A 25,735-nucleotide genomic window follows, 5' to 3' on the forward strand; every position below is an offset into this window, starting at 1 on the left:
ATCTATATGCTCTGTAAGGGGGGATTAGCATTCATTTATGCGAATAATTGTGATGAATGTCTGAAAAAATTAAGAAGCGTCTTCTCCACACTTCTGGATCATTAAATCCTTTCGTTCTTTTAAATCTAGCGAATATGGCTGAGACAGCTGCACTCCATTTTCCTCAATAATTCTTAAAATAGGTCTTTCACTTAGACCGTGGTGATACCCGCTCACAATTCCCTTTTTCCCATCATTAAGTGTAACAGAAATCCCAATTGGATACACAGCAACAGCTTTTCTGAAGGCATTGACTACATTTTTATCAAATAATTGGCCAGAACCGGAATATAAAACTTCAAGTCCTTCATGCGGCAGCATAGCACCCCGATAAACCCGGTTTGAAGTGACTGCATCGAATACATCCGCTACCGCAATAATTTTCGCTAATTGATGGATCTCTTTATCCCTCAGACCGCGAGGATAACCTGATCCATCTAACCGCTCATGATGCTGATAGGCACAATGAGCCGCTACTAGAGGTACAGTATGTATATTTCTTAAAATTTGAAACCCGCTTTCCGCATGCTTTTTAACTTCCTCAAACTCTTCATCCGTCAGCCGACCAGGTTTTAGTAAAATCTCCGTTGGAACCGTCATCTTACCAACGTCATGGAGGATTGCTCCTAAGCCAAGAAGTTCCAGCTCATTGCTGGAGAGCTTAAGCTCAATTCCAACCGCTAAAGAATAAAGGGTCACATTAAAAGAATGACTGAATATATATTCATCATAAACAATCACATCATTCATTAAGGTAACGATATCCTGATTCCCTTTTATCGATTTTAATAGCTCAGAAATAATTCCTTTGAACGGCTTTGTCGCTTTTTCTACTACAATGGTTCCATGCCGCTGATTCTTTTTCGTTATATCCCGAAAGGTGGATTCAATTGTACTCGTTGCTTTTCTTCTAATAGCAAATGAAATTGTTTCGACCGGTTCAATTCCCTTTGAGACTTCGTCATCTATATAAACATACCGTATATTCAACTCTACTAATCTTTTAATCATTCTTTCGGTAAGAGCAATACCTTTATTTACTAATGTTTTATTCTTTTCGTTTTTCACAGGTGTCGCTAATTTCATTCCCGGCTTGACCGCACGCACTGATAATAATCTCATATGATCTCCTATACTAGTAAAGATTACTTACTGAAGAAATATTATCCTTTTTCTCATTATCCATTATTTATACCCTATCTTTCAAGGAAGAAGTGAAAAAATTGTATAAATATGACGAAAAAGGGCCTTCCCAAGTGCTTTATCCCTTAATTGTTTAGAGAGAAGCAGCAAGTGAAAACCCCTTGTGACTGTATTATTATTAATTTGTACATAGCTTTCTTAAACCATTTTTAACATGGCTGCCTTGCCTGGCATTCCTTTATGAATTCCAAGTTTTTCAGCTTCGGCTGTCACAGATTCAAGCGGAGCCTCTAATAGCTGATCAATGGTTTTGACACCCACAGCACGGCCAGCAATGATTTTTCTGTCCCTCAGCTTTTCGTTTAATAGCGCAACGTCAAGGGCACCACACATGATATAGCCTTTATCTGAAGTAACAGCTAAAAGATTGGTTTTTGGCAATTGAACAGAAACCGCTAAAAAGGTATGGCCTTCAATCTGAATCGGTGAAAGATTAATCATCGATCATCTCTCCTCTCTTTATTACTTTATGAGAGATTCAAGATAACCGTGAATTATCTTTAAGAAAATGTTCGGTATAATTGCCACTCCATAATATCGCGAAGCATATGAGCTACATCATACTCTTTCTTTTCTGCCCGAAAGACTTCGGGGAAAAATGGGCCAAACGTAAACATATCAATCGTTGCAATTTTATACTCTTTATCCGGATCAATCGGGCGTCCATTCATCCAAAACTTTTTATGATAAGAATCCTCATCGACAATATGAATACCTGCGTATAAAAAGCTCCCCATCACCTTACCCCGGAATCCAAGCCCTTTCAAAACCCAATTCATCCACTTTTCTTCCGTGGCCTGCTTGATCACCTCGATGAGCTCTTGGCCATTAATCCAGACGGTGCAAGGGTTAATAGGATGCGGGAGGAGCTGATGAATATCAAGCTTGGTAACAGGTCCTTTATGTAAATCTTTTAGAAATAATCCGCAATTAAGAATAGCTGCATCGGCCTTACACCATTCCTTTAACCCTTCTGCCAATAAACGGGATAGCTCTGTTTCCTTTTGCCAATTGCTAGGCAAGGTTCGCGGAAGGGTTACAACCACTTGCTGGAGCAGTTCTTCTCCTTTGTTTTGCCAGTATTGGATCGCCTTGTCATCTTGGTTTTTCTGTGGAATATCATTTATATCAATGAGTTTTGCTGTTTTCGATTGAATCGAGTGACCTTCCAAAACCAATTGGATATGCCCGATATAATTTCCATGCTTCCCTGCACAGGCAAGCAGCGACTGGTTTTCAATTTTTCCGTGTTCAAAGATATGGTGGGTGTGCCCGCCCATAATTACATCAATCTCCGGAAATCTTCGGGCGATTTCTTCATCTTCATGAATCCCTAAATGAGATAATAGAACGAGGACATCCGCCTTTCCTTTAATTTGAGCTACGATTTTAGCAAGCTCTTCTAACGGTTCGCTGATTCTCCAGCCCAGCTCCTGATAAAACTTTGAAAAATAAACAGTTAAGCCGACGAAACCAATTTTTGTACCCTCTTTCGTTTCTTGTATGTGATAGGGCTTTACCCATGTCGGACGGGTGTTATCGTTATAAAATAAATTGCCTATTAAAACTTGAAAATCGGCATTTGCATAGAGATCATCTAACGCTTCGAAAGGAAGAGTAATCCCCTCATTATTGCCAATTGTAACAAAATCAACGTTCGCTTCATTTAAGAGCTCAACATTGCATTTGCCTAAGGTCGCTTCTGTAAAGGGGTGTACGCGGTCCATATGATCCCCGATATCAAATATAAAAACTTGCTGAGACCTGTTTTCATGCTCTCTTCTTTTCTCGTGCAAAAATCTCGAAATTTTAGGCCATGTTTCAAAATGACTATGTAAATCATTTATATGATAAAAATGGATGACCTCCACTTTCAAACCTCTTCTCTTAGCAAAAAATTATAGAAAATCACTAAAAATATCAAGCTGACGATCATGAAGCTCTTCGTAGCAAAGGTCCATGAGTTCTATCATCATTTTCCCATTATCTGCAGCGTCTCCGCCCGAATTATTATTAAAAATGACATAGATATCTTCGCTCGTTTTCTCCAATTCACTTAAATATTGTTTCCATTCCAATAATTCCTCTTCGCTATACCGGTACAAATAGCGCACCTCACGCCAATTTACATCCTGTTTTTTCTGCCACCCTGCTGTATTTCGGCCATGAAAACGAATTAAGGTTTTTTCTGAATGAGTCGGCGTCAGGACTGCCGGGACAGATCCCATCCCCACCTGGGGCTCATCACAAATACTATGAATCCACCCTTCTTTTTTCATAAAGTCTAATGTTTTTTCACGCATATTGGGAAGAAACCAGGACTGATGCCTAAACTCAAGCGCCACTGGCCACTCACCCATTTGTTCCCTACACCAACGCAAATAGGTGACATTATCTTTCGAACAGCTAAACCACGGCGGAAACTGAAATAATACCATCGCAAGCTTATTACTTTCTGCATATGGTTTTAACGAAGCCTTAAACACCTCAACCATTTCCTCTTTTGACGAAAATGGTAGCTCTCCTCTATTATGTCCCGTTATCCCTTGGTACGCTTTTACAATAAACCGAAAGCCATCTGGCGTATCCTCAGTCCACTTGGCAACCGTAGCTTCCTTCTGAATCGCATAAAAAGAAGCATCCACCTCAACAATCGGAAAATGAGAAGCGTATTCCTTTAATTTACCTTTAGCTGTAATATGCCCAGGGTACAAACTATCATGATCCCCCCAGCCCGCTAAGCCAATGTATATCATCTTTTATCACCATTTTCATCTTATCATAGATAGGGGTATGGGTGGAAAGGGTGAGGGGTGGGCTTTCAATATGTGCGTGTTCAAGAAGTTAATGGGAGACTTTGTGGCCTTTTTGGGCGCGCTGCTCTGTTATTGGGCGGATCTGGGGCTTTTTTGGGGCGCGCCGCTCTGTTATTGGGCGGATCTGTCACTTTTTTGGGCGCGCCGCTCTGTTGATTGGGCGGCTCCGGGGCTTTTTTGGGCGCGCCGCTCTGTTATTGGGCGGATCTGTCACTTTTTTGGGCGTGCCGCTCTGTTATTGGGCGGATCTGTCACTTTTTTGGGCGCGCCGCTCTGTTGATTGGGCGGATCCGGGGCTTTTTTGGGCGCGCCGCTCTATTATTGGGCGGATCTGTCACTTTTTGGGCGCGCCGCTCTGTTATTGGGCGGATCCGGGGCTTTTTGGGGCGAGCCGCTCTGTTATTGGGCGGATCTGTCACTTTTTTGGGCGCGCCGCTCTATTATTGGGCGGATCTGTCACTTTTTGGGCGCGCCGCTCTGTTATTGGGCGGATCCGGGGCTTTTTGGGGCGCGCCACTCTGTTGTTTGGGCGACTCCGCCACTTTTTTGAGCGCACCGCTGCTTTTAAATTTTTTGTCTCTTTAAAAACTTTTACCAAAAATATAATTTTTCATTTTTAATTATATTTTTTATACACTTTCCCTTTATTTTTTCCTGTCGATTCTTGTGTTGAAGAAATCAATATCCTTTTAGTAACATACCTTGATTTTAAGTTTAAAAATTCTCTAAGTGATTTATTTGTAATGTAAGGACCAAAAAGAAGGACGTACTCTTCCAATGTTGGTATATGCGCAACTTTGGATTGATGCTGACATAATGAACATAACCAGGCAGTATTTATTCTTTCCATAGGAATCTTCCTGCAATTTGGGCATTGTACACCTGTAATTATATCTGATTTATCAATACTAAATTTCTTCAGAACATCAGCTTTACTCTCTGTATGTTCATTTATTAAATTGGATCTGATTAATTGAATTTGTTTAGGAGTAATCACAGACTGTTTATATTTACGATCAAATTCAGAGATTTTTTCAAGTAAATAATCAGCGTGAATGATTCGGTCGTAGAATGGGTGTTTGTTGTCAGGGAAATTAAAAATTGCAGTAGGATTGCTATTAACAAATAAATACTCAATCGGCATATCCGGCATTTTATGTAACTTCATCCACTCATGCAGCTGATACTTCAATCTTCTTGATTGAAGTATAGGCTCCGTAAACCGACTCTCTACACCATTAAATTTACGAGTAAACTGGTTAGAAACTGGATCGAAGTATAGTTGTCCCTGAATATTTTTCACTTCTAAGAGGAGAGCATAATTTGGGGTGATGAGGAGGCTATCAATTTGAAAGAAAGAATTTTTATTTGGAAGTCTTAGATCCTGAAAAATATTGAATTTTTCATTTGGTAATAAACTAGTGAAATAGTCCACTTCTTTTTCACCATAATATCCTGCCTTCTTTGTAGCAATTCGATCCTCGATATTTTTTCGTTGAGGATGACCTTGAAGTATTCGAGTACGCAATACTGTTAAAGCTTTGATTTCTAATGGAAATTTTCTTCCTTTTACTATCATTGGTTCACTCCTATCTAATAGTTTTAAAAATATATTCTTTTGTGATTCAATTTTTCCTGCCTGGAATCCTTATTTTTGAAAAAATTTATTCTAAATGATTTATTGGCTTTCTTAACTAGAGTTTAAATGGTCAAGGACCATCGTTTTTGGGCGAAACTCTGATTAATTGGGCTGGTGTTCATTTTTTTGGGCGGCTTTAAAAAATATTTGGGCGTCAAACCCCATATTTTGGGCGGTTCTAAGGAATAATTGGGCACCCCATACCTCTATATGGGCTGTTTTCACAATTTTTGGGCTTATGGTAGCCTTTTTGGGCGAGTTCTCATTTTTGTGGGCGGATCCAAATTTTAATGGGCGGGACCTTATTTTTGGGCGGATCCAAATTTAATGGGCGGGACCTTAATATTGTGGGCGGATCCAAATTTAATGGGCGGGACCTTATTTTTATCGGCGGATCCAAATTTTAATGGGCGAGGTTACAATTAATTTGGCGGGCAAACGGCGCTCCTTCCGTTTTTGTGCATCATATGCGTCCAAGCTCCACCTTATTAAAAAAACCCCAGCTGCACCTAACAGCCAGGGTTTTACTAACAGTTTATTAACCAATCGAACCTTCCATCTCGAACTTGATTATTTTCGGTTTTTAAAGTCTGTTCTTTCCTTGTGTATACCTTGATATAATAAGGTTTTCTGTTTTAGCTTTTTAAAATATTTCATTTCTTTTTAAACTAATTTGGGCAAAATCTGGGCAAATCAAAAATAAAAGCTTCTCGGTAGTGAGAAGCTTTTATTTTTATACTTTTTCATGTTTTTTGTGTTGGTTTTTTAGGCGTATTGGTGGGCAGTTTCGTGGGCAAAAATTCTACTGCGGATCTACAAACTGAACATTGGTAAATTAACACTTCAGTCATCGTATCAACATCAAATACTTCCTTCACTTGTAAAGACTGACCACAGCATAATACTTTGTTTTGCAAAAACATTCTCATCACTACCCCACCTTTTCAATTTTCGTTTTTCCGTATATAATTTATACCTAGTTTAACCACAGGGGGAAAACTATGGCACTCCGTAAAGGGAGATGCCGTTTGCAGGAACTACTAGGTGATATGACCCAAACAGAGTTTGCTCGGCGAATGAAGGTCGCCGATTCTACTGTTTCTCGCTGGATTAAAAATGAGAGAGAAATGAGTTACGAGAACGCAGTTTTAGCAGCTCGAATATTAGGTTGTCACGCTGAAGATTTTTACATATGGATTGAAGTCCAAAAAGGCAAACGGCAATAGGTGGATTCCTCCACCCTCCCTCGGGGAGATTTTTGCCATATAGGCAAAAACTATACACTTATTATATCGGAATATTTTAACATTTTCACCATAGTATTTTAGTCTGAATCAAATTTTACATTTAACCCCTCAAAATTTCTTAGTTTTCCCTTTAGTCGTAGGACTGTTGTAATGTAAAATCGCTGTTTATTGACATGATTTCGTAATTTCAGAATAATTTTATATATCTTCTTTAGAATAGACCTCGTACTTTAATCCTGTTTTCGTTAAATACTTCTCTATATTAATCTTCCGTAATTTGCTAGCGGTATAAAAAACAACGACAGGTGCTTGCTTGAATTTCTTATTAATCACCTCTGAAGCTTTTTTGTATCTCTCGATTTTCTTTTTATTCTCACTCATAGATTGAGTACGATCTACCTCTAAAAAGTAATACACTCCCTCACGCTTATACAGGGCATCACAGCGTATGACTTCCTCTCGGTAGGATAACCCCTCCCTTAGTTCTAAAACGATTTCTCGCTCAATCTCGAACGTGCTAGGCATCCCTAAATTAATATAGAAATCATTTCTCATGAGATAGTGTTCTATGACTTCGGCAGACCATTTTCTTTCCTTTGTGCTGCCTATTACATCACGTCCCAGGGAGTTTAAATAATAGACATGTTCTCCGTTTCTCTCATGGAAAGGCTTCTTGTGTAGGTAAGGCTCCATTTCTTTTAGGATTCTTAGAGTATTGGGGCGTTTCCCTAACCGATGGATTTCTTGAATCTGTGACGTACTCATAAACCCGAACCTATCTAATGTAGAAAGTATCCTCTCCTGTCTGTTCTTCATTTTTTGGTGCATGGTGAGGATCATGATTCTTTACCTCCCATTGTTTCAGTCTAGCCTTCATTTCTTTATCGCTAATGTAAGGCACTTGCATTTCTCGTAATTCGTGGGTTTTGAATAAGGCTCTCCCTTTAATATCACTTGGTAGTTCTTCGGCTCCATAATCATCTATAGCGACTTGCGAAGCATACCCAGACGGTAGCCGGAATGACACTTTAGCATCCGAATTTTGCTTTACAGAGCGCGGCAGGGTGTCAGCTGTAGGGTATTGGGTACAAAAGACCTCTCTAAAGCCTAAAGCCCCACCTATACGGGTGATTTCTCCTAAGAAGTATTGGCACATGCCGAGTAAATCTTTTTGCTCTTTGGTCATCCATTTTTCCGGGGCCAGCTGCGCGGCTTCGTCTACAATAATGAAAATACGTTTTTGTTCAGGAGTGTCTATTACATTTGTCCAGCCATTAGTACGGAAATATCTGTACATTCTTTCCATCCGTTCATGAATCTCGGTTAGCAGTAATGCCCCTTCCTCCGCGTTACTGGCTACCCTTCTAACTTGTTTTAATCGTTCATAAGGTCCAAACTCTAACCCACCTTTTAAATCGATTAAATAAAGCTCTATATCGTCTGGATGATGTTCAATGAGATAGGTCATTAACACTTTTAGAAAGACTGTTTTTCCAAACCTTGTTGTTCCAGCTACTGTCATATGGGGAACGTGGTCAAAGTTATGCCAAACTAACCCGTCAAACCTTTTACCGATAGGAGCAAACCAACCTTCTTTATCGGGTAGTGCTTCATATGGGAACATTTCTGGAATCTCTTCATCATATACCGAGAATTGAAGCAATCCTTTTTTATAGGCAACCTCTACAGGTTTTTGTAATCCGTCCGTAAATACTTTAACCTCTTTTTCCATCTTGGCTAGTTTGGTCGCTGGTAAGCCTAAAGGAATGGTGTAGAAGTATCTCATACCTATGTGATTATACCCGTCAAAGAGTTTTTGTTTTTTCTTGTATGTCGGGTATAGAAAAGTTTCTTCCTCTCCCTTTGTTTTTCTAACTCCATAATTGACATTCCTCATGATTGTTTCGATTTTCTTTCTATCGGATTTATTAGGGGCTTTCGTAACAATGGCAAGGGTTCCGACTGCTAAAGGTATCATCCATTCAAGCATTACTTATCCCCTCTCTCCTTCCATCCAATAATAACGTCACCCATTTCCCCTTTAGCCTTACAGATATAACTCATATCATCGTACCAATCCATGCTAACTTTATATAAATCATGGTTTGGATAAGAATCTTGAAGCAAGTTTAAAAATGCTTCCCATCCTTCTTTCTTCACAAACTTTTTCGTTTTCTTATGACTAAATATTTCATCAAAATCACTCATGCGCTCCCCTCCCAGCTTTAAGACATTCGAAGAATGACGAAAAGGTGGCTTTAGGTGAAAAAACCTAAAGACATTTCAGTCCAACAAAACGAAATTATACAAGAAAAACAACAAATTAAATCAAATATTAAACCTTACCCCAAAGACTGATACCTTACCAACCCATTACGATATGACGAAATAACCCATGCTTAAACACGAATAGTAGTATAGACACTGCTATAGAACCTATCATGATAGCCCTCATTAGTGTTTCATTAACGGAAAAACCCGCCTTTTCGAGTAAGACGAGTGTAAGTAGTACAGCTCCACTTGTGAGAAAGAAGTTAAAACCTAGATCGACCATGTGAAATATTTGAGGGTCAGGGGTTATGGACTGGATCGCGCTGCCTTTCATAAACTCTGAGAATTTAATAATCTCCATTTAGATTCACATCCTCTACCATATAACTCCAACACATGTCACATTCACAAGGACACATACCATCACTCCTTTTTGGTTTTGATATTGAGTATATGTCTTTGTATGAATATGTTGCATGTATAATTGAAAATATTTCTACTACTTTTTGAACTAATGTATGTACTATTGGTAAATTTATTGATATAATGGAATTAAAGTAATATTATGAAAGGAAGGTGAATAAAATAGTTAGTTTAGAGGTGCAAGCCGTGAAACCAATAACAAACACAGCCAAATTTAAAATAAAAATTATTGAAGCTGGCATTAGCCAAACAGAGCTAGCAGAGGAATTTAAAGTATCTAAGCAAACGGTAAATGGATGGGTAGCTGGTAGAATAGCCCCCACCCTTAATACAGCTTTGAGAATAGCTAAACGGTTGAATTGTAGTGTAAATGATTTATGGGAATATAATCCCGAGTCGTAGAATCAATTAAAAAAAAGGAGTTGAAAAAATGAAAGTTTATATAGTGTTTTGGTCAGATAGTTTTGATGATTGGAGTCTCGAAAAAGTATTTAGCAATGAAGAAAAAGCTATTGAATTTCAAAATGCAAAATTCGGCAGATGGATAATGGAAAAAGAAGTTGAGTAGTTCACAATAAGAAGAGTATAAGGAGGATAACTCACATGAGGGAACAATATTTTAACACAATGGGAGATATTTCAAGAGCAAGACAATTATTTATAAATAACCATGGTTTAACACCTAATACTGTTATTATGAATAGAACTTCATATCGTAACCTAGCAGACCATCACGAAATGTTAACTAATATGGGACCTGATAAATCTGTAACTGTAATGGGAATGAAAATACAAATAACTGATGTAGACAATATCCAAGTAGGATATATGATTGAAGTTCCTGATATAGAATAAAAGAAGGTGATCCCCATTCCAAAATGTCTATATTGCGCACGAAAAGAAGGAATTTATCCCCTCAAACAGTGGGATAAAGAAGAGATTGAATATTATTGTGAGGACCATATAAACCAGGTTAAGAAATTCAATGAGGAACAAAAAACAGCTTTCTATGAGTATTACAAGAATGAATTGCATAGGAGTTGGCTTTCGCCGAAGTCTCGGGAATTGTGGGAACAGATACACAAAGAAAAAGCTACCCCCAAATCAAGGGAGTAGCTTCTTTCTATTTATGGCGGTCACTAATAGACCAATCACATCTGAGTCCGTTAATTCATCAATCCGAGCTGACCAATCTGCCGATAACACACCATTTTTATAGAGTTGATGGAGCAATTCTTTTGTCTCTTGCTTGACTGTTTGTGAAGATGGATTAAATGCACTCACTTGCTTCGCCACCTTCTTCCCTTCGATTTTCTTAATAAATTCATTCCATTTTGGGAGTAACCTCACCGGGCAATACTTACCACTCCAATGTTTATGAGGAACCACATTTTCAATCGAAATATTAAATTTGTTCATGAGATACCGGATTAACTCAATAGCATTTTCTACAGCCTTATCAAAATCCCCATCCTCATTTTCGCATATTTCAATACCGATGGATTGTCGATTACCTTTTCCTTGCCCATCCCCAGCATGCCATCCGTTTACATCGAATGGAATGTGTTGAATCACTTCTTTATCATCAACAGTTAAGTGCCAGGATTTTTGAGTAGTGTCCGTGCCTTTTAAATATTTACTGTGCATACGGGCATTGGCACCTTTACTTAAGTTTCTCGTTGTGTGTACGGTGATGTATTTAGGGGTCATGGAGTAGGCTTTATATCCAGGAATTAAGTCTTGGATAATGTTCATTACTTATCACCTTTCCCTACCTTATTAGGGTCAAAATACTTGGTCAGGAAATTAAGGTTAATGCCAATCCTAGAGAAATTCTCAATGATACTTAATCCTTCATACACAACAATGCCCCATACACCTATTTGAATAATGTATCCGTCTGCATTAATAAAAGCATCAACAAACACTAAAAAAGCGAGCGCTACGAATATTCCTGCTTTTTTAATTAAACCTACAAAATTGATGGAACTGTTGATTTTCTTTTCCACTCCTGCTGCTAATAAACCTGTTGCAATATCAAAAGCAACTAGCCCTAAGGCTAGATGCCATATGTTATTTCCTACGACTGATTTTATGTCAAATCCAAAAATTAGCGTTTCCATGTGTTTTCCTCCTAATATAAAAAGGACCCCGTTATGGAGTCCTTATGCTGATTCTCTTCTAAATAAATATGCAATTACCACAATAGGTATTGTAATAACCCAAGGCCAAAATGAGGAAGGGTAAATAAGATAAATAAAATACAAAAACCCTCCCACTAGTACATAAATCCAAAACAAATATTTAATGATTCGTTTGGCCTTTTCGCCCAAGTACATGTAAATCAATACGGGGATAAAAACAGCTAAAGTTGCAATTAAAAATTCTATAATACTCCCCCCTTTTTTATTGGTTGTATTGTTGCAATTTGCTCAATAAACGCAAGATTTCCATTTGCTTTTCAGCATGAGTCATTTCTTCGTTTTCGTCAACCTCTTTTATTTTTCGCTCTATAGTAGCGATTTCCCTTTGTTTCATTAGATCATCATAAAATTCTTTCCCTTTACCATACTCTCTAAGCTTTTCATAATCCTCCGTCTGCTTCTCGCTTAGCAACCTTCTGTCGTTATCGTAAAATTCACTTGCTTCATCAAACGCGCTAGGACCAAATAAAAGCCCTTTGGAGGAGTTCCATAAGCTCGGATTTTCAATAGGGAAACGTAATTTTTCATTTTCTCCAACAAACGGAAGGCTTGAATCCTTTTTGTATTCCCCTTCATTAGTTAAAGCCTCTGCCCCTTCTAATGTTTTCTTTAACTGATTCCCGCCGAATGGTAAAGCGAATTTGAAAATAGGGTCCGTAATAGCATCTTGTACAAGTAACCCAGTTCCAAACCGCTGTGGGTTCCGTTCTCCAAATAACTGTTCTCTTGTTGGTAGTCCAGTTACGTTTCCGATTTGTCCGTATTCAGGGTACAGATTAGCCAAGAATTGCCCAGCCGGTAAGTTGGTTAGTACCTCCCCACCAAGACGGCCTACTCTTTGAAGATTGGTTAGTTCTTCATCCCCTACTGCGTCCAGTGTCGCGTCAATCGGGTCAAAGGTAACGCCGAATCCTCTAGTTTCTTCCATTCCCTTATTTAGCAGGAAGTTAGCTAAAAATAACGTGGCTATGGCCCCAAAATCTTTGGCCTTTACAAAATCCCTCATTACATGCCATAAATTAGCTACTTCTAGCGTAAACGGCATCATAAACTGAAAAGCTTTTGATTTTTGTAATAACGGAACTTCGCCAACCCCACGACCCGCAATTAGATTTCTCGTGTTATCATCCGCGTATTTAATAGGATTTGGAACGCCTTGCTTCAAACCTTTGGTGTATGCCGAATTCCAAATAAAAGAGGTACCAATGCGATCAGAAGTAGAAATCATCCAACCGGCCAATTTTTCAGGTTGTTCGAACCACTTGGTGTCAAATTTCCGATACATCCCGTCAATGTAACGTTCTTTAAGGAATGGAGATTTATGAATTGGAGCATTTTTGTCTAAAATGGATGTGATTGCTCTATACGCCCCATTTAAAGAGTGCTGTTTTGCAAACGCAATCCCATTTGGAATATTGGCAAGTTGCGCTAAAGCAGAACCAACGTTACCTAATATTACGTTCTTCTTAACCCGATTATTCACCCAATTCAGGACGGACATGGCTTTTCTTCCGTCTATTTTCGCTACATCTAAGAGTTGTTGTAGGTTCCTATCAAGGTAAGGGTTTGTTTTCCCTGCAAGGTCGTTAGAATAGTTGTATAAAAACTCGATGAATTGATTCTGACTTCCATCATCCCCTAGCCCTTCAACTAAATCTTTTCGCAAGTTTTTAAACTCTGGGATAACCCTATCGATATTTGTTGCATAAGAAGCGTTTGGGATATATTCTAAGAATCCTCCAACCGCATCATCTTTATATGGGCCTAATCCACGCCTTTGCATAAACCCATGAAACTTAGAGGAAGGATTCGTATGTTGTGATAACCCTGCTAATTCTGGGCTGATTTGGGAAGGTGAATCAAAAATATTCCTTAATCCTGTTAATCCACTTAACTCCCTAAAGTGACGATAATAATTGTCTAATTTAGGTAATAAACGGTCAGGATCATTAGGATATATTTCTTGTCGTGCTTGGTTTATAGTTCCGTGTAATTCATCATATGCCTGCCTAAACCATTTATCCGCTTCTACTATGTCCTTCCACTTATTAGGTGCTTGCCGTTTTAATTCCTCGAGTGAAATATTGCCCTCTCCATATCGTTGTACTAACGCGGAATCTTTACTTCCTTTCTTGATTCCTAGTTTCTTAACCACTTCCGTTTCCAACTTATTTAGCCACTTTTCTTGCATATCTGTGTAGTCTTTTTTAGCTTTGTCTAGTTTCTCGATAACTGGTTTACCCATTTGTTCGTAATTCTCGCCAAACGCTTCGCGGAAAATACGGTACACATCAGCGGTAGCAGCTCTAAAACCGCTTATTTTATTTAAATCTTCTTTCGGGTCGAAACCGTTCGATGTTGTGTTTGGTTCTCTCGTAGCGGCCACTTCTCTATTAGCTCGAATTGCTTCAAACCCTCTTGGCTGTGTTTGAAATAATGATTGTTCATTAGGGCTAATCGATTCAAATGGATTCAAATTATTTCCACCAGTCGGTTCTACTTGAATTGTTCTTCTAAATTGCAACGGTGGTTCCTCTGGTTGTGGAACTGCCTCTCTAGTTGGACCAGGTAAACGTAATTGTGGTTCGGGTAAGGCTAAGACATTAGATGGCACATTTCCGTTTGCATCTGGCCGTAATGTATTCGCCCAGCTTTGCATCGTTTCTTGGTTTGGTAAATATTGATCTACGGAGTTACGAAGGGAACCTAATCCCCTTCTAGCTACTTGCCCCAATCCATATACAGCAGGGTCGAACACTCCCCCTCCAAGTGCTCCGAAACCAGTACGAAGGGCATACTCTCTTAAATCCCCGGCTTCTGGATTGACAAATTCATTTTCTGCAGATAACCCTAATTCTGTTAATGTTCCGGCTGTTGCACCTTTAATGGCTCTTTGTCCGTATGGATTTTGGATTCGGTTCAATGCCCCTAAACGATTAAGAGCCACATTCCCGACCTTATATCCTTGGCTAACAGGGGCGGTGTATCCTAAGATAGTTCCAGTCCCTTGTAGGATATCCGTTTCTAATCCTCTGTCTTTTAAAGCAGCTTTTGTAATCGGATTTGTGATTTCCCCGTCACGTTCTATTTCATTTTGAGCAATCGCTTCATTGTTCCCCGGGAATAAGACTTCGGTTGCCCCGGTAGAGATTGGTACTAAATATCGGTCGAGAAACCCTAATAAACCCCCGCGCTCTTCTTCCTCGGTTTCTTTCGGCTTCTTGGATAATGCTTTTCTTATTCTTTGCTCTGCTTCGCTATTTTCAACTGAATATCGCCCTGCAAAACGGTCATTGTCAATGGATTGGTTTCTTTCTGCATCGTATGGAATTGGCTCTTCTTCCATAAAGTAATCATCAGCTTTAACTGTGGAACTATCGCCTTCTACGTTTATGCCATACTTTGCGTATAGTTCATTATCCTTTTCAGCTTTTTTAGCAGCTTTTTTTCGTTCTTCTTCCTCTAGCTTTTTTTGGTAGGCTCTCTCCCCCAAGTCACGATAATAAGAACCGCTAGGAGGGTTATAAGGGGTAAATCCCCCGAATAATTTATTTGCATTTGACTGGTATTTGCTCTGTAAACGACTAAAAGGATTGAGTTGTCCTCCTCCGTCTATTAGTCGTGTTGGTCGCTGTGCCATATTTACCCTCCTAACATCTTTAAAGCATCTTGCATTTCACGTTGGAAACGATTCACGACGGATTGACGGACTTGTGACGATGAACGAGAAAAATACTTCTGTCCGTTATTAGCTCCCCGTTCTGCGTATACCCTTTGTATGATTTCCGCTTCACTCATGCCCGAACGGATACCAGCATTCCTGAACACGTTTAAAGCCCCTCCTGAACCGTGTTGTACGGCAGTACTCCATAGAACATTCTGAACAGCAGGGGAATATTTGTTAATGTCAATGCCTAGTGAGTTTTTGATACTATTCGCTGCCGGATCATAGTGAGACTGTTTAATAAATCCATGTTGAAGAGCATCGAACTGTTTAGCGTTTGTTTGAGCTAACTGTTTCCACGCGCTGTTAAATCCTGAACTGCCTGGCGTATGCCCTTTTAATGCGTTATATGTGGATGGGCTTGCATTCTTCAAGTACGATAGAAAACTATTCATCGTGCCTGTGTTTGTGGCAATTTGATAAGTCCCGTAGGAAGCACCGCCCCAATCACCACTATTGTTGGCGATGGTTCCAGGACCGGATGAGCCAGACTCGTATTTTTTACTTAATGAGCCTAGCCCTCCACTTCCTACGGTTGTTGAAAACCCGCCTCAAACTCCATGCGGTCACGGGCTAGCCTATCAGCGCGGTTGCTTTCTTCCATCCTCCATGCCATTTCGTCACCGAACATTTCTCGGTTCCACTCTAATTGCGCTTTTTCGGAGGCAGACATGTTGTTGTAGACGTATTGTCTCCACGCTTGTTCAGTTTGGAATTGTTGCTTTTCCCATTGTAACGCTGCATTCCGCTGTTGGTCGCTAATCGTATCACGCTGTTTGCCGTATTCCCATTGTTCTCTCCAACGTGCATCCTCTACTCGGTCTCTTCCCAATTGATAGTCGTATTGTTGTTGCCATTGATTTCTACCTAGGTCAAATTGAGTTTGCCAACGGTTATCCATGACTTGATCTCTACCACGGGTATAATCCATTTGTTCCGCTTGCATACCTAAGTTAAGTAAGGCTTCGGCTCGCTGGGCTTCTAATTGATTAATCAATGCTTGGGCTTCGGCAGGGTTATTAATATCCGCTATTCGTCTGTCTAAGTCATTGAGTTGTTGTTGTTCTTGGAGGTTTAGAGAGTTAAGTGAGTTTTGCCGCTGATTCGCTAATGAGACTTGGCCAGATACGTTTTCGCCACTAGATGTAAGCCCAGCATCCGCCATTGCCTCACGTAGCTTTTGCACGCCTTGTAAATTTACAGTATCCGTTTGGTTCCGCAAGCCTTGGTAAGCCGGTTTTACTTCGGCTTTTTGTTGGTTAATCATTCCTGTAGCTCTATCTCTCTGTGCTTGAAGTTCTGCCAATCGTGCTTGTTTTTGTTGGTCGAACATCGCATTGATTTGTTGCGTAAACTTTTCTAAATACGATGGTTCGGGGGCTTGGTAATCTTGCCCGGTTAAGTTTTTGTAGTGGGATAGCTGATGGGTAGTGTCTAGCCCATCTTTCATACGGTTCTGAATGACTTGGGTGGTACGGGCGATTTCGGCATTTTTATCCGTAAACTTGACCGCTTTCCCTTGGTTTTCTTCTATGGTTCCGTATCCATATTTGGTTGCCATGATTCAACCTCCTTGCATAAAAAATACACCCGAGAAGGGTGTAGAGAGTTAGTGCTTTGTATAGTGTTGTTTACCGCAGATAATACAACGACCTTTGTAGTAATCATACCTGTGTTTCTTGAAGATTCGGCAGTCAATCCAATATTTTAGATTTTTCATCTCCTCCATCCTCCTTATATTAAAGCGCCTGCCTTATGGCGTTATCTATTTTTGTTTAATATAGTATTAGTTATTCCAGTAAAAGTTGAGTAAGGCAAATTATCCACCAGTTCTTTATTTATCCCTTCTAACGGGTACTTAGTTTGCAATTGTAGATTTCGTAAACTTCTCGTGTTAATACTTTTAACAACTCCTATTTTTTGGAAATTTTCTATGATGGTAATCAATAAATTTACAAAAATTGGAGGTATGGGTAATAATAAAACAGGTTTCCTGATGTTCTTCTTAATTTCGATACAAATAGTTTTTAAAGATAGTTCATCTTTATCCCTTGCTATCAAAATGGAGTTATTATATTCCTTAGATTCTATTACTTTTTTAATCATGTAATTTAAATTTTTAACATATATCATACTTTTAGTGGTGTTTCCATTATTGAACAAAGGGAAGAATCCTTTCCTTATTTGATTAATAAGTTTCGCGACATTACCTTTGTTATCATTTTCCCCGTATACAACCACAGGTCTAATAATTACATAATCCATATGATGTTTTTTACAATAATCCATAATTAATAACTCTGCTTCTTTTTTTGATTGTCCATATATATCATTCGGATCATCAGTCTGAACTGCAATACTACTAATATAAATAAAGATTTTTGTATTTAATTCAAGAGCAATTTTAAGGGCGTTTTCTGTAGCTTTAACATTATTATCTTTAAATAAGTGTTTAGTATTTTCCGTTTGTTTAATATGAGCTTGGCCAGCAGCATGAATGAAAATGTCGGCGTTTTTATTTGGTAATTTTGACAACAATTCATTAGATTGGATATCATTTAAATCTGTAGTTAAATAGGATACAGAGTTATAATATTTCTCAAAATTTCTTCCGATAGCACAAATATTAAATTCTTCCTTTAAATCTAATATTAACTCTGTACCTATAAAACCACTAGCGCCAGTTAAAATTACACTTTTCATTTAACCATGCCCCTTGTTTTTATTTATTATGTTAAATTTACAGTATTTAGAATAATTTGTAAATAGGATGGTATATTAGTTGTTGTGCAATTTGTACTGGTTATAGATAGATTAAATTTTTGTCCATGCTCCACGCTGATTTAACACGATCCACCTGTCAGCAGATGAAAACACTTCTATCAGCCCTAACCCAAAAATCTGTAATTGATTCGTTATTAGCCCAGTTTCTGCTCCGAAATTCTGGAATTGGGCACTTGCTATATTCACCGTTCCCGATGTGCGAGTGTTAATAATTGTGTATCGTAACCCTGTCAAATAAGCCGGAAGTGTAAGATTTATCACTGTTCCAGAATTACATAAAATACGTGTATTTGTTTGGTTTTTTAACAAAGTCGTATCTGCCGTAAGCACGACACTTTTATCTAGTTGTAAAGGTTCAAGGCTGCCTGGATCTTTGGTTGTGACTCCGTTACTCGTAATCACAATCTCACTGTTGTTTAAATTTAAAATAGGTGTAGCACTTGTGAGGGAGCAATTAATAACATTTAGTTTGTATGTTTTGTATCCGTCTGCTCTTACGTCAGCAACCGATGAACCGAACGACCTACAATTTTGTATAGAAACGTTTTGAGCGATTGAACCTGCTGGAATATCAATAAATACATCCTGAATACTGTAACCATTTGAAATTAGATTATCTAAAATAACGATATTTCCTTTTGAAATTTGAATACCGTTTTTATTCCCTTCGAAGTGAATATCTGAAAGTTTAACGTTCGTTCCGGCATCAGTCATTTTCACTCCGAAAGAGTCAACATCTTTGTTCTCGGAAATGTTCCCTTTAGAAACAAGAATATTATTTACAACTTTTGTTTCTAAAGCCACCTTACAGTAATGAATCGTGAAATTCGTCAAAAACGAAGAATTGAAGTTTTCACCTAGAATGATTCCGCGATTTGTGTAGTAAACTCCGTTTTCAACAAAGCCGACAATTTTTATCCGGTCTAATTTTGAAAACCATGAACCTGTACCAAGAGAAATACTACCATCCATGTTTATTGCCGTACCTTTATACGACTGTATACTAATGTCGTACAAAGCAACCCCTGAGCGTTTTACATAGATGGCTGTATTAGTAGCACCATTTGTCCCAAAACCAGTAATATGAATGCCTTCAATTTTGCCTCCGCTATACCCACCTACCATTTCAAACAGGTTAAAATCTCCTACCTGAGCGATAGTGGTTCTTTGTGTCCATCCTCCTGCACCAATAAGATTAACACCAGTAGGTAGTGTAATGGTTGATGTAACTTTATACACACCTTTAGGAATATAAACATTTAAATTATTTGCGTTTGCGTGTGCTATTGCGTCTTTTATCGCCTGTGTATCATCCGTTACTTCATCTCCTTTAGCCCCGAACCGTTTTACATTTACATGTTCACCTTCGACTATATCTAACCTACTACCATTAATGGTTTCGCTCCCTATTCCACTAGGTGTCAATCCTTGCCATGTTCCCTGATGATTCCCTGTTCTATCGGTTTTATTCTTCAGTTTATCGAGCATAGCTTGGATTGTAGTGGTTGCCCCTATCTCATCCTTCGCCCCTAATTGCCCTGCCCCTGTATTCGCTACTAAATCATCAATCAGTTTGTTTAGGGTAGTCTTTAATTCGTCAGCAGGCGTTTGGAAATACGTTTTAATCTCCGTTGGTGTATAATCGGGCGATGGTGTATCTGGTAGGTCTGTGACTTTCTTCGTAAATTCACCTTGTTTCGTTAGTGCCATGTTCTCACCTACTTTATTTCAGATTGGATATTGTATTTGATCGAAGTTCCCATGATTCCCAAGCTTTCATCGACAACATCGTTTTCTAATTTGAATTGGAAATGCGTAATTTTCTTCATTTTGACTTTCTTCTTAATCTCTTGTGGCATATCCGATGTAACAAAAGAGAATCGGGTGAAGTCGAAGGTAAAGAAATTCACTTGATCCATACGAGAAGTTAAAAGTAACTCTTCGCCTTTTCGGTCTGTTCGGGCATATAGTTTGAAAGACGTGTGTACGTTTGGTTTAACGTTTAAGAATATCCCTTGCACCAGTTTTCGATATTCTGGCATGCCAAAATCAAAGAGTTTGGACTGCCAATATGCTCGAATCGCTTCTCCGTCATCTGTATATGCAGAGATATGTTCTTCATCTTTAAATCTATATAAAAGCCCTTCTTGAGAGCTGCCAAAATATAAAACTCCTTCAAACTCATGGAAGAAGGAAGCGTGAATATTGTCATAGATATACCATTGGTTTATGTCGTAATCATAGACATAGACATTTCCATTTACGGCAAGCCAATATTTACGGTCAAAGTCTACGGAAACGGCATCTTTTAAGTTTGGTTCTTCTAGCAGTCTAGGATCTACCTGTGATGAAATATGTTGTATGTTCCTTTCATCCCGCACATTGGATTGTGATAGGATATGCACACCTGTCCTTGCTAGACTAACTGGGTTATTTTCGATAATTTGAATACTCCGTGTGGCAATCGTGCCTGTTCGGTCATTCAGTGGCTTAATCGGGAAACTAGGCTCTCCGTTGACAAGTTCATATTGCATGTTGCCTTTTGAAGATTCTTTTTCAATTACCAAGAAATCATATTGTTTCGAGAATCCGGTAATAGGCTCCCTGTCACTTCCTACCCGGTAAAATCCGTTTTCAGGGAAGTAAGTAGGGTCATAGAGTCCACTTCTCCACATTTGATTAGGGAAGTCAGGGTTTCCGCTTACAAATACCCGTGTATCATTAGTTCCCCCGAATAACACGTTAAACCGGCATTTCTTAATCCGTTCAGGGAATCCTGGCTGTGTTTTGTAAGCCGTGATAATAACGTTATTTGTGCCTTCTGCTGGGGCGGTTGTGAATGTCACTTTGCCTGCTATTCTATCCACTGTGAAATCTGTTCCTTCTACCTTCTCCACACCATCCACCGTACATGTGACTGTGGTTGCATCTAGCCCGCCTAAGGAGAGATAGTAGTCTTTCGCTACTCCATCAGACGAGAAGGAGTCTTTAAACCCTGCTCCTAATAAATTAAAGTCCTCGTATAAGGTTCCTCCGCCTGCAGGTAGTTTTGAGATTGATAGAGTCGGTATATATGGAGTCACTTGTGAACACTGAACCCCGTCATAGCAAAAGTAATCTCGCCCATTTAAGAAGTACATCTTCCCACCGAGTACAAAGGCATCCATGAGAGAGTCTTGTAATCCTGACCATATTGCTTTAAGCGACTTAGCAGGTTGTACCGTTGCGGTTGCTGTAATAGGACTGGGTTTCATAGTTGCACGTATCTTAGCAGTCATTTGTGCCGTTGCTTGTATAGGAGATACATCCGCATACATAGACAGTTTTCCATTCGCTGTCATAGTTGCAGTTACGGTTATGGGGTTTGTGGTTCCTGTATAACTAGCCATCTATACCCCTCCTAGCTCAATGTAATCTGTACTTCCCCTGCCAAGACCGAATAATCATCACCAGATAGAATGTTTCTCGCGGTTGTTAAATTCGTATGATACAGAAGATTTCCACCTGTTAACGCATCCCTTACGCCTACGTGTGTCACGGTTCCCCAGTTAGCTGTAGCCTGCGGAAACGAGACATTGGCACTTAATGACGTAACACCATTGGAAGGAGCCGTGAAGGTTGCCGGTTGTCTTGCATATCCTCCACCCGTTACCTCTGTTCCCGTGTCTGCATCTGTTGGATCGGACGTATATAAAGCCAAATAAACCGTTGCTGGGGCTGTGTAAGCTGTACCCCGTAACGTGGCATTAATTAACGCGTTTTCTAAGTAATTGCTCATTTGAGCCATAATATCACTCCATTTCGTTTAAATCGTCTAGGCGGTAGAGTTTGCCACCATGAGCGATTAGTAATTCTTTGGTTCCATCTTCTTTTCGGTATTCAAAGATTCCGTTTATTTTCCCTGGTCCGAGTGAGCGTTGAAATACTCTCTCGTATCCAGTTCTTTTATTGAGCGAACCTCTTTCATCAATAGAGAAGTTCAGCATATCTGGGGAGTTATTTTGATTGATTTGTGCTTCATTCGTTGAAAGGTCTATCCCTCCGAATGGACCTATACGAAGGTTAGGAGGGTTAGGCGGTGGATTGGGTAAGTCAAATAATTGCGGTTTCTGTGCCATGTGTCACCCTCCTACAATACATATAATTGTGAAATCGTCTGAATCCCGTAATTGTCATCTGTTGTAAGCCGGGATAGTTTCACTTGGTATTCGTTTAATAATTGAGTAGCCATTGTCTGATTCTCGTCAAATATAGCTTTACTAGCCATATAGTAAGGAATCGCTTCTTGGGCTTCTGTATCTACTTCAAATTCGTATGTGTCTGGTGTCGTTGAATCTATCGTAGTTGGATACCGGTAATATTGAATAAGAAAACTTCCATTCAGATAATAGTTAAGTACAAATGTCCGCTTACCCTCCCAGTAGTATTCAACCAATTCTTTATAAGCGCGTGGATCGGTTTCATGGATTACTTTGTTGAGTTCCATGAAGTCAGCTGGCATTTCATAGCGAATGTAAGGGCGATAGATAGGCACATCGTCAGCCGTAGGGAATGAATAGGCAAATAAGGCTTTGTTGCGTAAGTTATAGACATATGGACCACTAAATCGCAACCGAATCATGTTGTTTGGATTAGAAGCGTTAATCAGCCCTTTATAAGCCGTAAATACACCTTTAGTCGTGTTGTTAATCGTCACTAAGGGGGTCCATACACCCGCAACATTTTCCTCGATATATACATCTGCTACCCCATCCACTTCAAAGTAGTAAGCTTTACTCCCTGGGTATTGGTCGATAATATCGGTACCGGGTAGATACTGAATTAAATCGAACCCTTTTAATAATCCTTGTTGGGGTTTAATCGGATTATGGGCGATAGGATAGGAAGCATGAATCTTTTTAATAGTAGCCAGCTCTTTTTGGGCCATGTCGGCGAACCGGTTCATTCGGTTTAAGTAATCGGCATTTTCTCCGTCGGGGATTGGTACACCATCGACGGAGTATTCTGCCATAAGGGATAATGCTTTGCGTTTGGCTTCTCCAAGGTTCAAGGGAAACACCCCCACATATTAAAAAGCCCTCATTAGAGGACTTGGATTTCTTTCTTAGTCGATTCACGAATCCGTTTGTTTACGGCTTTCGTTTGTTCGTAGGAATATTTCCAAATATCATAGATTGGTTTAGGTACCTCAAATTGTTGCCCGCGTGGAATTGCGTAAATAATTCCGTTCCATCCTACTGGAACCACATCGTCCGGGTTGTTTGGGTCCTCTGGAATTTCGATAGGTACTTTTGGATAAGAATCTAATTGCTTGCGAAGTGACTTTTCTTGTTTTTTGATCTGCGCTTCCATGTTTTCTTCTTGCTTTTTCAATTTATCTTCAAGCTTTTTACGTTCGGCAGCTTCTTTTTCTGCTTTAGCTTTGGCTTCTTCTTCGTATTTTGCTTTAATTTCCGCTTCAATCTGTGCACGTAGTTCTTCTACATTAATTTCTTGTGTTTTTTGCTCGTTATTAGCCATGTAAAAATAGCCTCCTAATTTGTTTTTAATGAAAAAGAGGGGCGAAAACCCCTCTATGTTATACCGTTGCGCCTGATTCGTAGCGTAGGATGCACAATTCGTTTAATCGAACCGAAGTAAACGCTGACTTCCAAGCCACCGTATTGAACTGATTTAATGGATCGGCTGTACCCGCAGAACCTGCTTTGTGAACGATGATTTCAGGCTTAGAAGAACCTTCTACATCAGGTACACCGTAAGCTCCTTTACCGATGATGATTGTTCCATAAACGTCAGCTAATGCAGTTCCTGCTCCTGCACCATCAATATCAGCCCCTGCGCTAGCCCATTTAGGAGCATTATCAGCTTCAAGGAAGTAGATACCATACATCTTACCTAATACGCCATCTTCACGATTTTTAGTATCAACGTAAGTGTTTTGATCTTTCCACTCAGTTGTTTGCATAAGGTCAGTCGCTACATCAGTGTGGATAAACGCAAGATAACCTTTTCCGCCACCTGGTAAAGAGATAGGTTTTACTTTGTTACGTTTAAGTGTACGACGAGCTTTCAAGATGTCTAATGCTGAAATTTTATCAGTTGTATTAATTGTTCCACGAGATGCTTTACCATTCGCATACAATACGTTTGTTCCTGCTGCAATAATGTCACGAACGATAATGTCCATTGATTCCCCTGCATTTTCACCCATAAGCTCAGATGCTTCTGTTAATAGTGGATCTAGACCAACCATATTGATAAACTCAGAGATTTTAGTCCAGTTACCATACTCAGAAACAGTCGCATTGATCTTAGTGATATCTAAGTTTACGCCATCAGGAGTCACACCCTCTGTAATGGCAGTTGTAGACACCGCTAATGAGTTTAAACGACGGAATGAAGTAGTCGCACCCGCATGTTTCGGAATGTTTTTCTTTTCTCCATATTTCATGAAGAATAATTCAGGGAGCAGTCTTTCAAGCATCGTGCGTTGGTAAAATTCTGCTTGTTCGGCTGTTAGTGCGTTTACGCCAGTGGTAGCGTTATAACCTTGTACTGAAGTTGCCATTTAAAATTCCTCCTATAAGCTCTGTACCTCACCGTTCTTTACTTTGCGTAGGAGTGCTTCAAAATCAGCTTTTGGCATATCCTTAACGCTGGTATTATGTTGAACATCTCCACCGCCTAGTGAACCGGTAGAGGCTTGAGCGTTTGATTGTAGTTTTTGTAGTGCTTCTTGTTCTTTCTGTTGGCCTAGATTCTTGTAAGAGACACGTAAATAAGCATCCAGTAGACTTAACCCTTTTTGTTCTTTCAACACCCATACTTCTTTAGGGATTTCATTGGCTTTTAAGTCTGGAAACTCTGAAAACAGTTCATTCGCTTCATTACGAAACTTTTCATCTGCTTCCTGTTTGGCTTTTAATTCACGTGCATATTGAATGTCAGGGTGTTGTTCCAGGTATTTGTTTAATACGTTGGGGTCTAACCCTGCTTGGCGATATTCTTGTTCTTGCTGTTGTTTCTCGATTTGGTCTAATTGCCGTAACATATCCTCATGGGATTGATAGCCGGCTAATTTAGCGACGCGATCTAAGTGTTTCTCATATTCAGTTGCACGTTGAGAAACCTTATCGTAATTCAACCCTTTTTGAATGTAAGCAGGGGCTTCATCACGACTAATTCGCATGTTTTCTTTGTTGTATTTAACTTCGATGAAATCATCCTGTGTGGTAGCAGGAATCTCTTGTGCTGGCTCTTGTTGTGTATTTGTGTCTTGCACTTGGCTTTCTACTTGTTCGGTTTGGTAGCCGAATTGTTCTTCCATACTAAAAATCCTCCTTCGCTATGGTTGGCGAAATATATTAATAGTTAGGCAGCAGTCT

Annotated in this window: 26 protein-coding genes and 1 pseudogene; 5 read left to right on the plus strand and 22 right to left on the minus strand. The window is 39.4% G+C overall.

Annotation, left to right across the window (positions count from 1 at the left end):
• Positions 1 to 69: 69 nt before the first annotated feature.
• From CRO56_RS19970 to CRO56_RS19985, 4 genes are all read right to left on the minus strand, one after another.
• Positions 70 to 1,161: an HD-GYP domain-containing protein gene (locus CRO56_RS19970; protein WP_097160392.1), complete on the minus strand. Its 1,092-nt coding sequence runs from the start codon at positions 1,159 to 1,161 to the stop codon at positions 70 to 72.
• Between the two features lie 219 nt (positions 1,162 to 1,380).
• A complete protein-coding gene (locus tag CRO56_RS19975) occupies positions 1,381 to 1,683 on the minus strand; it encodes a YunC family protein (protein ID WP_097160393.1) in 303 nt (100 codons plus the stop codon).
• 59 nt (positions 1,684 to 1,742) lie between these two features.
• Entirely contained in the window at positions 1,743 to 3,113 is a 1,371-nt protein-coding gene (locus CRO56_RS19980) for a bifunctional metallophosphatase/5'-nucleotidase (protein ID WP_097160394.1), read from the minus strand.
• Positions 3,114 to 3,140: 27 nt separating this feature from the next.
• A complete protein-coding gene (locus tag CRO56_RS19985; RefSeq protein ID WP_097160395.1) occupies positions 3,141 to 3,998 on the minus strand; it encodes a DUF72 domain-containing protein in 858 nt (285 codons plus the stop codon).
• A 101-nt stretch (positions 3,999 to 4,099) separates the two neighbouring features.
• On the opposite strand from CRO56_RS19985, the gene CRO56_RS19990 reads away from it, so the two are divergent.
• Positions 4,100 to 4,678: a hypothetical protein gene (locus CRO56_RS19990; protein WP_097160396.1), complete on the plus strand. Its 579-nt coding sequence runs from the start codon at positions 4,100 to 4,102 to the stop codon at positions 4,676 to 4,678.
• Here the strand turns inward: CRO56_RS19990 and CRO56_RS19995 are convergent.
• A complete protein-coding gene (locus CRO56_RS19995; RefSeq protein ID WP_097160397.1) occupies positions 4,675 to 5,637 on the minus strand; it encodes a nuclease-related domain-containing protein in 963 nt (320 codons plus the stop codon). The two genes, CRO56_RS19990 and CRO56_RS19995, sit on opposite strands and share 4 nt — an antisense overlap.
• A gap of 1,061 nt (positions 5,638 to 6,698) precedes the next feature.
• Between CRO56_RS19995 and CRO56_RS20005 the strand changes: the two genes are divergently transcribed.
• A complete protein-coding gene (locus CRO56_RS20005; RefSeq protein ID WP_097160399.1) occupies positions 6,699 to 6,923 on the plus strand; it encodes a helix-turn-helix domain-containing protein in 225 nt (74 codons plus the stop codon).
• A gap of 219 nt (positions 6,924 to 7,142) precedes the next feature.
• Here the strand turns inward: CRO56_RS20005 and CRO56_RS20010 are convergent, their stop codons facing one another.
• From CRO56_RS20010 to CRO56_RS20020, 3 genes are read right to left on the minus strand one after another with little or no spacing between them, the layout of a single operon-like run.
• Positions 7,143 to 7,709: a replication-relaxation family protein gene (locus CRO56_RS20010; RefSeq protein ID WP_179714376.1), complete on the minus strand. Its 567-nt coding sequence runs from the start codon at positions 7,707 to 7,709 to the stop codon at positions 7,143 to 7,145.
• Positions 7,710 to 7,719: 10 nt separating this feature from the next.
• On the minus strand, positions 7,720 to 8,934 hold the full coding sequence (locus CRO56_RS20015) for an FtsK/SpoIIIE domain-containing protein (RefSeq protein WP_097160401.1): 1,215 nt from the start codon (positions 8,932 to 8,934) through the stop codon (positions 7,720 to 7,722).
• Positions 8,934 to 9,152 (minus strand): hypothetical protein, encoded by a 219-nt coding sequence (locus tag CRO56_RS20020; protein ID WP_097160402.1) that lies wholly within the window; start codon positions 9,150 to 9,152, stop codon positions 8,934 to 8,936. Before CRO56_RS20020 ends, CRO56_RS20015 begins: the two co-directional genes overlap by 1 nt.
• Before the next feature lie 672 nt (positions 9,153 to 9,824).
• Here CRO56_RS20020 and CRO56_RS20030 point away from each other — a divergent pair.
• The 3 genes from CRO56_RS20030 to CRO56_RS20035 are packed head-to-tail and all read left to right on the plus strand — an operon-like array spanning position 9,825 to position 10,493.
• Entirely contained in the window at positions 9,825 to 10,040 is a 216-nt protein-coding gene (locus tag CRO56_RS20030) for a helix-turn-helix transcriptional regulator (protein ID WP_179714377.1), read from the plus strand.
• Between the two features lie 28 nt (positions 10,041 to 10,068).
• Positions 10,069 to 10,206, plus strand: coding sequence for a hypothetical protein (locus tag CRO56_RS23045; RefSeq protein ID WP_179714378.1), 138 nt, complete (start codon positions 10,069 to 10,071; stop codon positions 10,204 to 10,206).
• Between the two features lie 35 nt (positions 10,207 to 10,241).
• Complete coding sequence (locus CRO56_RS20035; RefSeq protein ID WP_097160405.1) at positions 10,242 to 10,493, plus strand: hypothetical protein; 252 nt, start codon at positions 10,242 to 10,244, stop codon at positions 10,491 to 10,493.
• Between the two features lie 249 nt (positions 10,494 to 10,742).
• Here CRO56_RS20035 and CRO56_RS20045 read toward each other — a convergent pair whose 3' ends face one another.
• The 14 genes and pseudogenes from CRO56_RS20045 to CRO56_RS20110 form a co-directional block, all read right to left on the minus strand.
• A complete protein-coding gene (locus CRO56_RS20045; protein WP_097160407.1) occupies positions 10,743 to 11,393 on the minus strand; it encodes a peptidoglycan recognition protein family protein in 651 nt (216 codons plus the stop codon).
• Positions 11,393 to 11,761, minus strand: a complete 369-nt coding sequence (locus CRO56_RS20050) for a phage holin family protein (protein WP_097157241.1) — start codon at positions 11,759 to 11,761, stop codon at positions 11,393 to 11,395. Before CRO56_RS20050 ends, CRO56_RS20045 begins: the two co-directional genes overlap by 1 nt.
• Before the next feature lie 283 nt (positions 11,762 to 12,044).
• On the minus strand, positions 12,045 to 15,482 hold the full coding sequence (locus CRO56_RS20055; protein WP_097160408.1) for a hypothetical protein: 3,438 nt from the start codon (positions 15,480 to 15,482) through the stop codon (positions 12,045 to 12,047).
• 2 nt (positions 15,483 to 15,484) lie between these two features.
• A pseudogene (locus CRO56_RS20060) lies at positions 15,485 to 16,072 on the minus strand (VgrG-related protein); the annotation flags it as partial.
• 23 nt (positions 16,073 to 16,095) lie between these two features.
• Positions 16,096 to 17,127: an HlyD family secretion protein gene (locus tag CRO56_RS20065; protein WP_097160410.1), complete on the minus strand. Its 1,032-nt coding sequence runs from the start codon at positions 17,125 to 17,127 to the stop codon at positions 16,096 to 16,098.
• Positions 17,128 to 17,327: 200 nt separating this feature from the next.
• The gene (locus tag CRO56_RS20070) at positions 17,328 to 18,269 is read right to left on the minus strand and encodes an NAD-dependent epimerase/dehydratase family protein (protein ID WP_097160411.1); all 942 of its coding nucleotides are present in this window, start codon (positions 18,267 to 18,269) and stop codon (positions 17,328 to 17,330) included.
• Between the two features lie 111 nt (positions 18,270 to 18,380).
• On the minus strand, positions 18,381 to 20,060 hold the full coding sequence (locus tag CRO56_RS20075) for a glycosyl hydrolase family 28-related protein (RefSeq protein ID WP_097160412.1): 1,680 nt from the start codon (positions 20,058 to 20,060) through the stop codon (positions 18,381 to 18,383).
• 8 nt (positions 20,061 to 20,068) lie between these two features.
• A complete protein-coding gene (locus tag CRO56_RS20080) occupies positions 20,069 to 21,739 on the minus strand; it encodes a hypothetical protein (protein ID WP_097160413.1) in 1,671 nt (556 codons plus the stop codon).
• A gap of 11 nt (positions 21,740 to 21,750) precedes the next feature.
• Positions 21,751 to 22,137 carry a phage tail fiber protein gene (locus tag CRO56_RS20085; protein ID WP_097160414.1) on the minus strand — a complete coding sequence of 129 codons (387 nt, stop codon included), beginning with the start codon at positions 22,135 to 22,137 and terminating at the stop codon, positions 21,751 to 21,753.
• A gap of 4 nt (positions 22,138 to 22,141) precedes the next feature.
• Entirely contained in the window at positions 22,142 to 22,468 is a 327-nt protein-coding gene (locus tag CRO56_RS20090) for a hypothetical protein (protein ID WP_097160415.1), read from the minus strand.
• Positions 22,469 to 22,479: 11 nt separating this feature from the next.
• Entirely contained in the window at positions 22,480 to 23,400 is a 921-nt protein-coding gene (locus CRO56_RS20095) for a hypothetical protein (RefSeq protein WP_097160416.1), read from the minus strand.
• 32 nt (positions 23,401 to 23,432) lie between these two features.
• Positions 23,433 to 23,870, minus strand: coding sequence for a hypothetical protein (locus CRO56_RS22680; protein WP_097160417.1), 438 nt, complete (start codon positions 23,868 to 23,870; stop codon positions 23,433 to 23,435).
• Positions 23,871 to 23,928: 58 nt separating this feature from the next.
• On the minus strand, positions 23,929 to 24,918 hold the full coding sequence (locus CRO56_RS20105; RefSeq protein WP_097160418.1) for a N4-gp56 family major capsid protein: 990 nt from the start codon (positions 24,916 to 24,918) through the stop codon (positions 23,929 to 23,931).
• A 12-nt stretch (positions 24,919 to 24,930) separates the two neighbouring features.
• Entirely contained in the window at positions 24,931 to 25,677 is a 747-nt protein-coding gene (locus CRO56_RS20110; protein ID WP_097160419.1) for a hypothetical protein, read from the minus strand.
• Between the last annotated feature and the right edge of the window lie 58 nt (positions 25,678 to 25,735).

This window comes from Bacillus oleivorans (assembly GCF_900207585.1).
GTDB classification, from domain to species: domain Bacteria; phylum Bacillota; class Bacilli; order Bacillales; family JC228; genus Bacillus_BF; species Bacillus_BF oleivorans.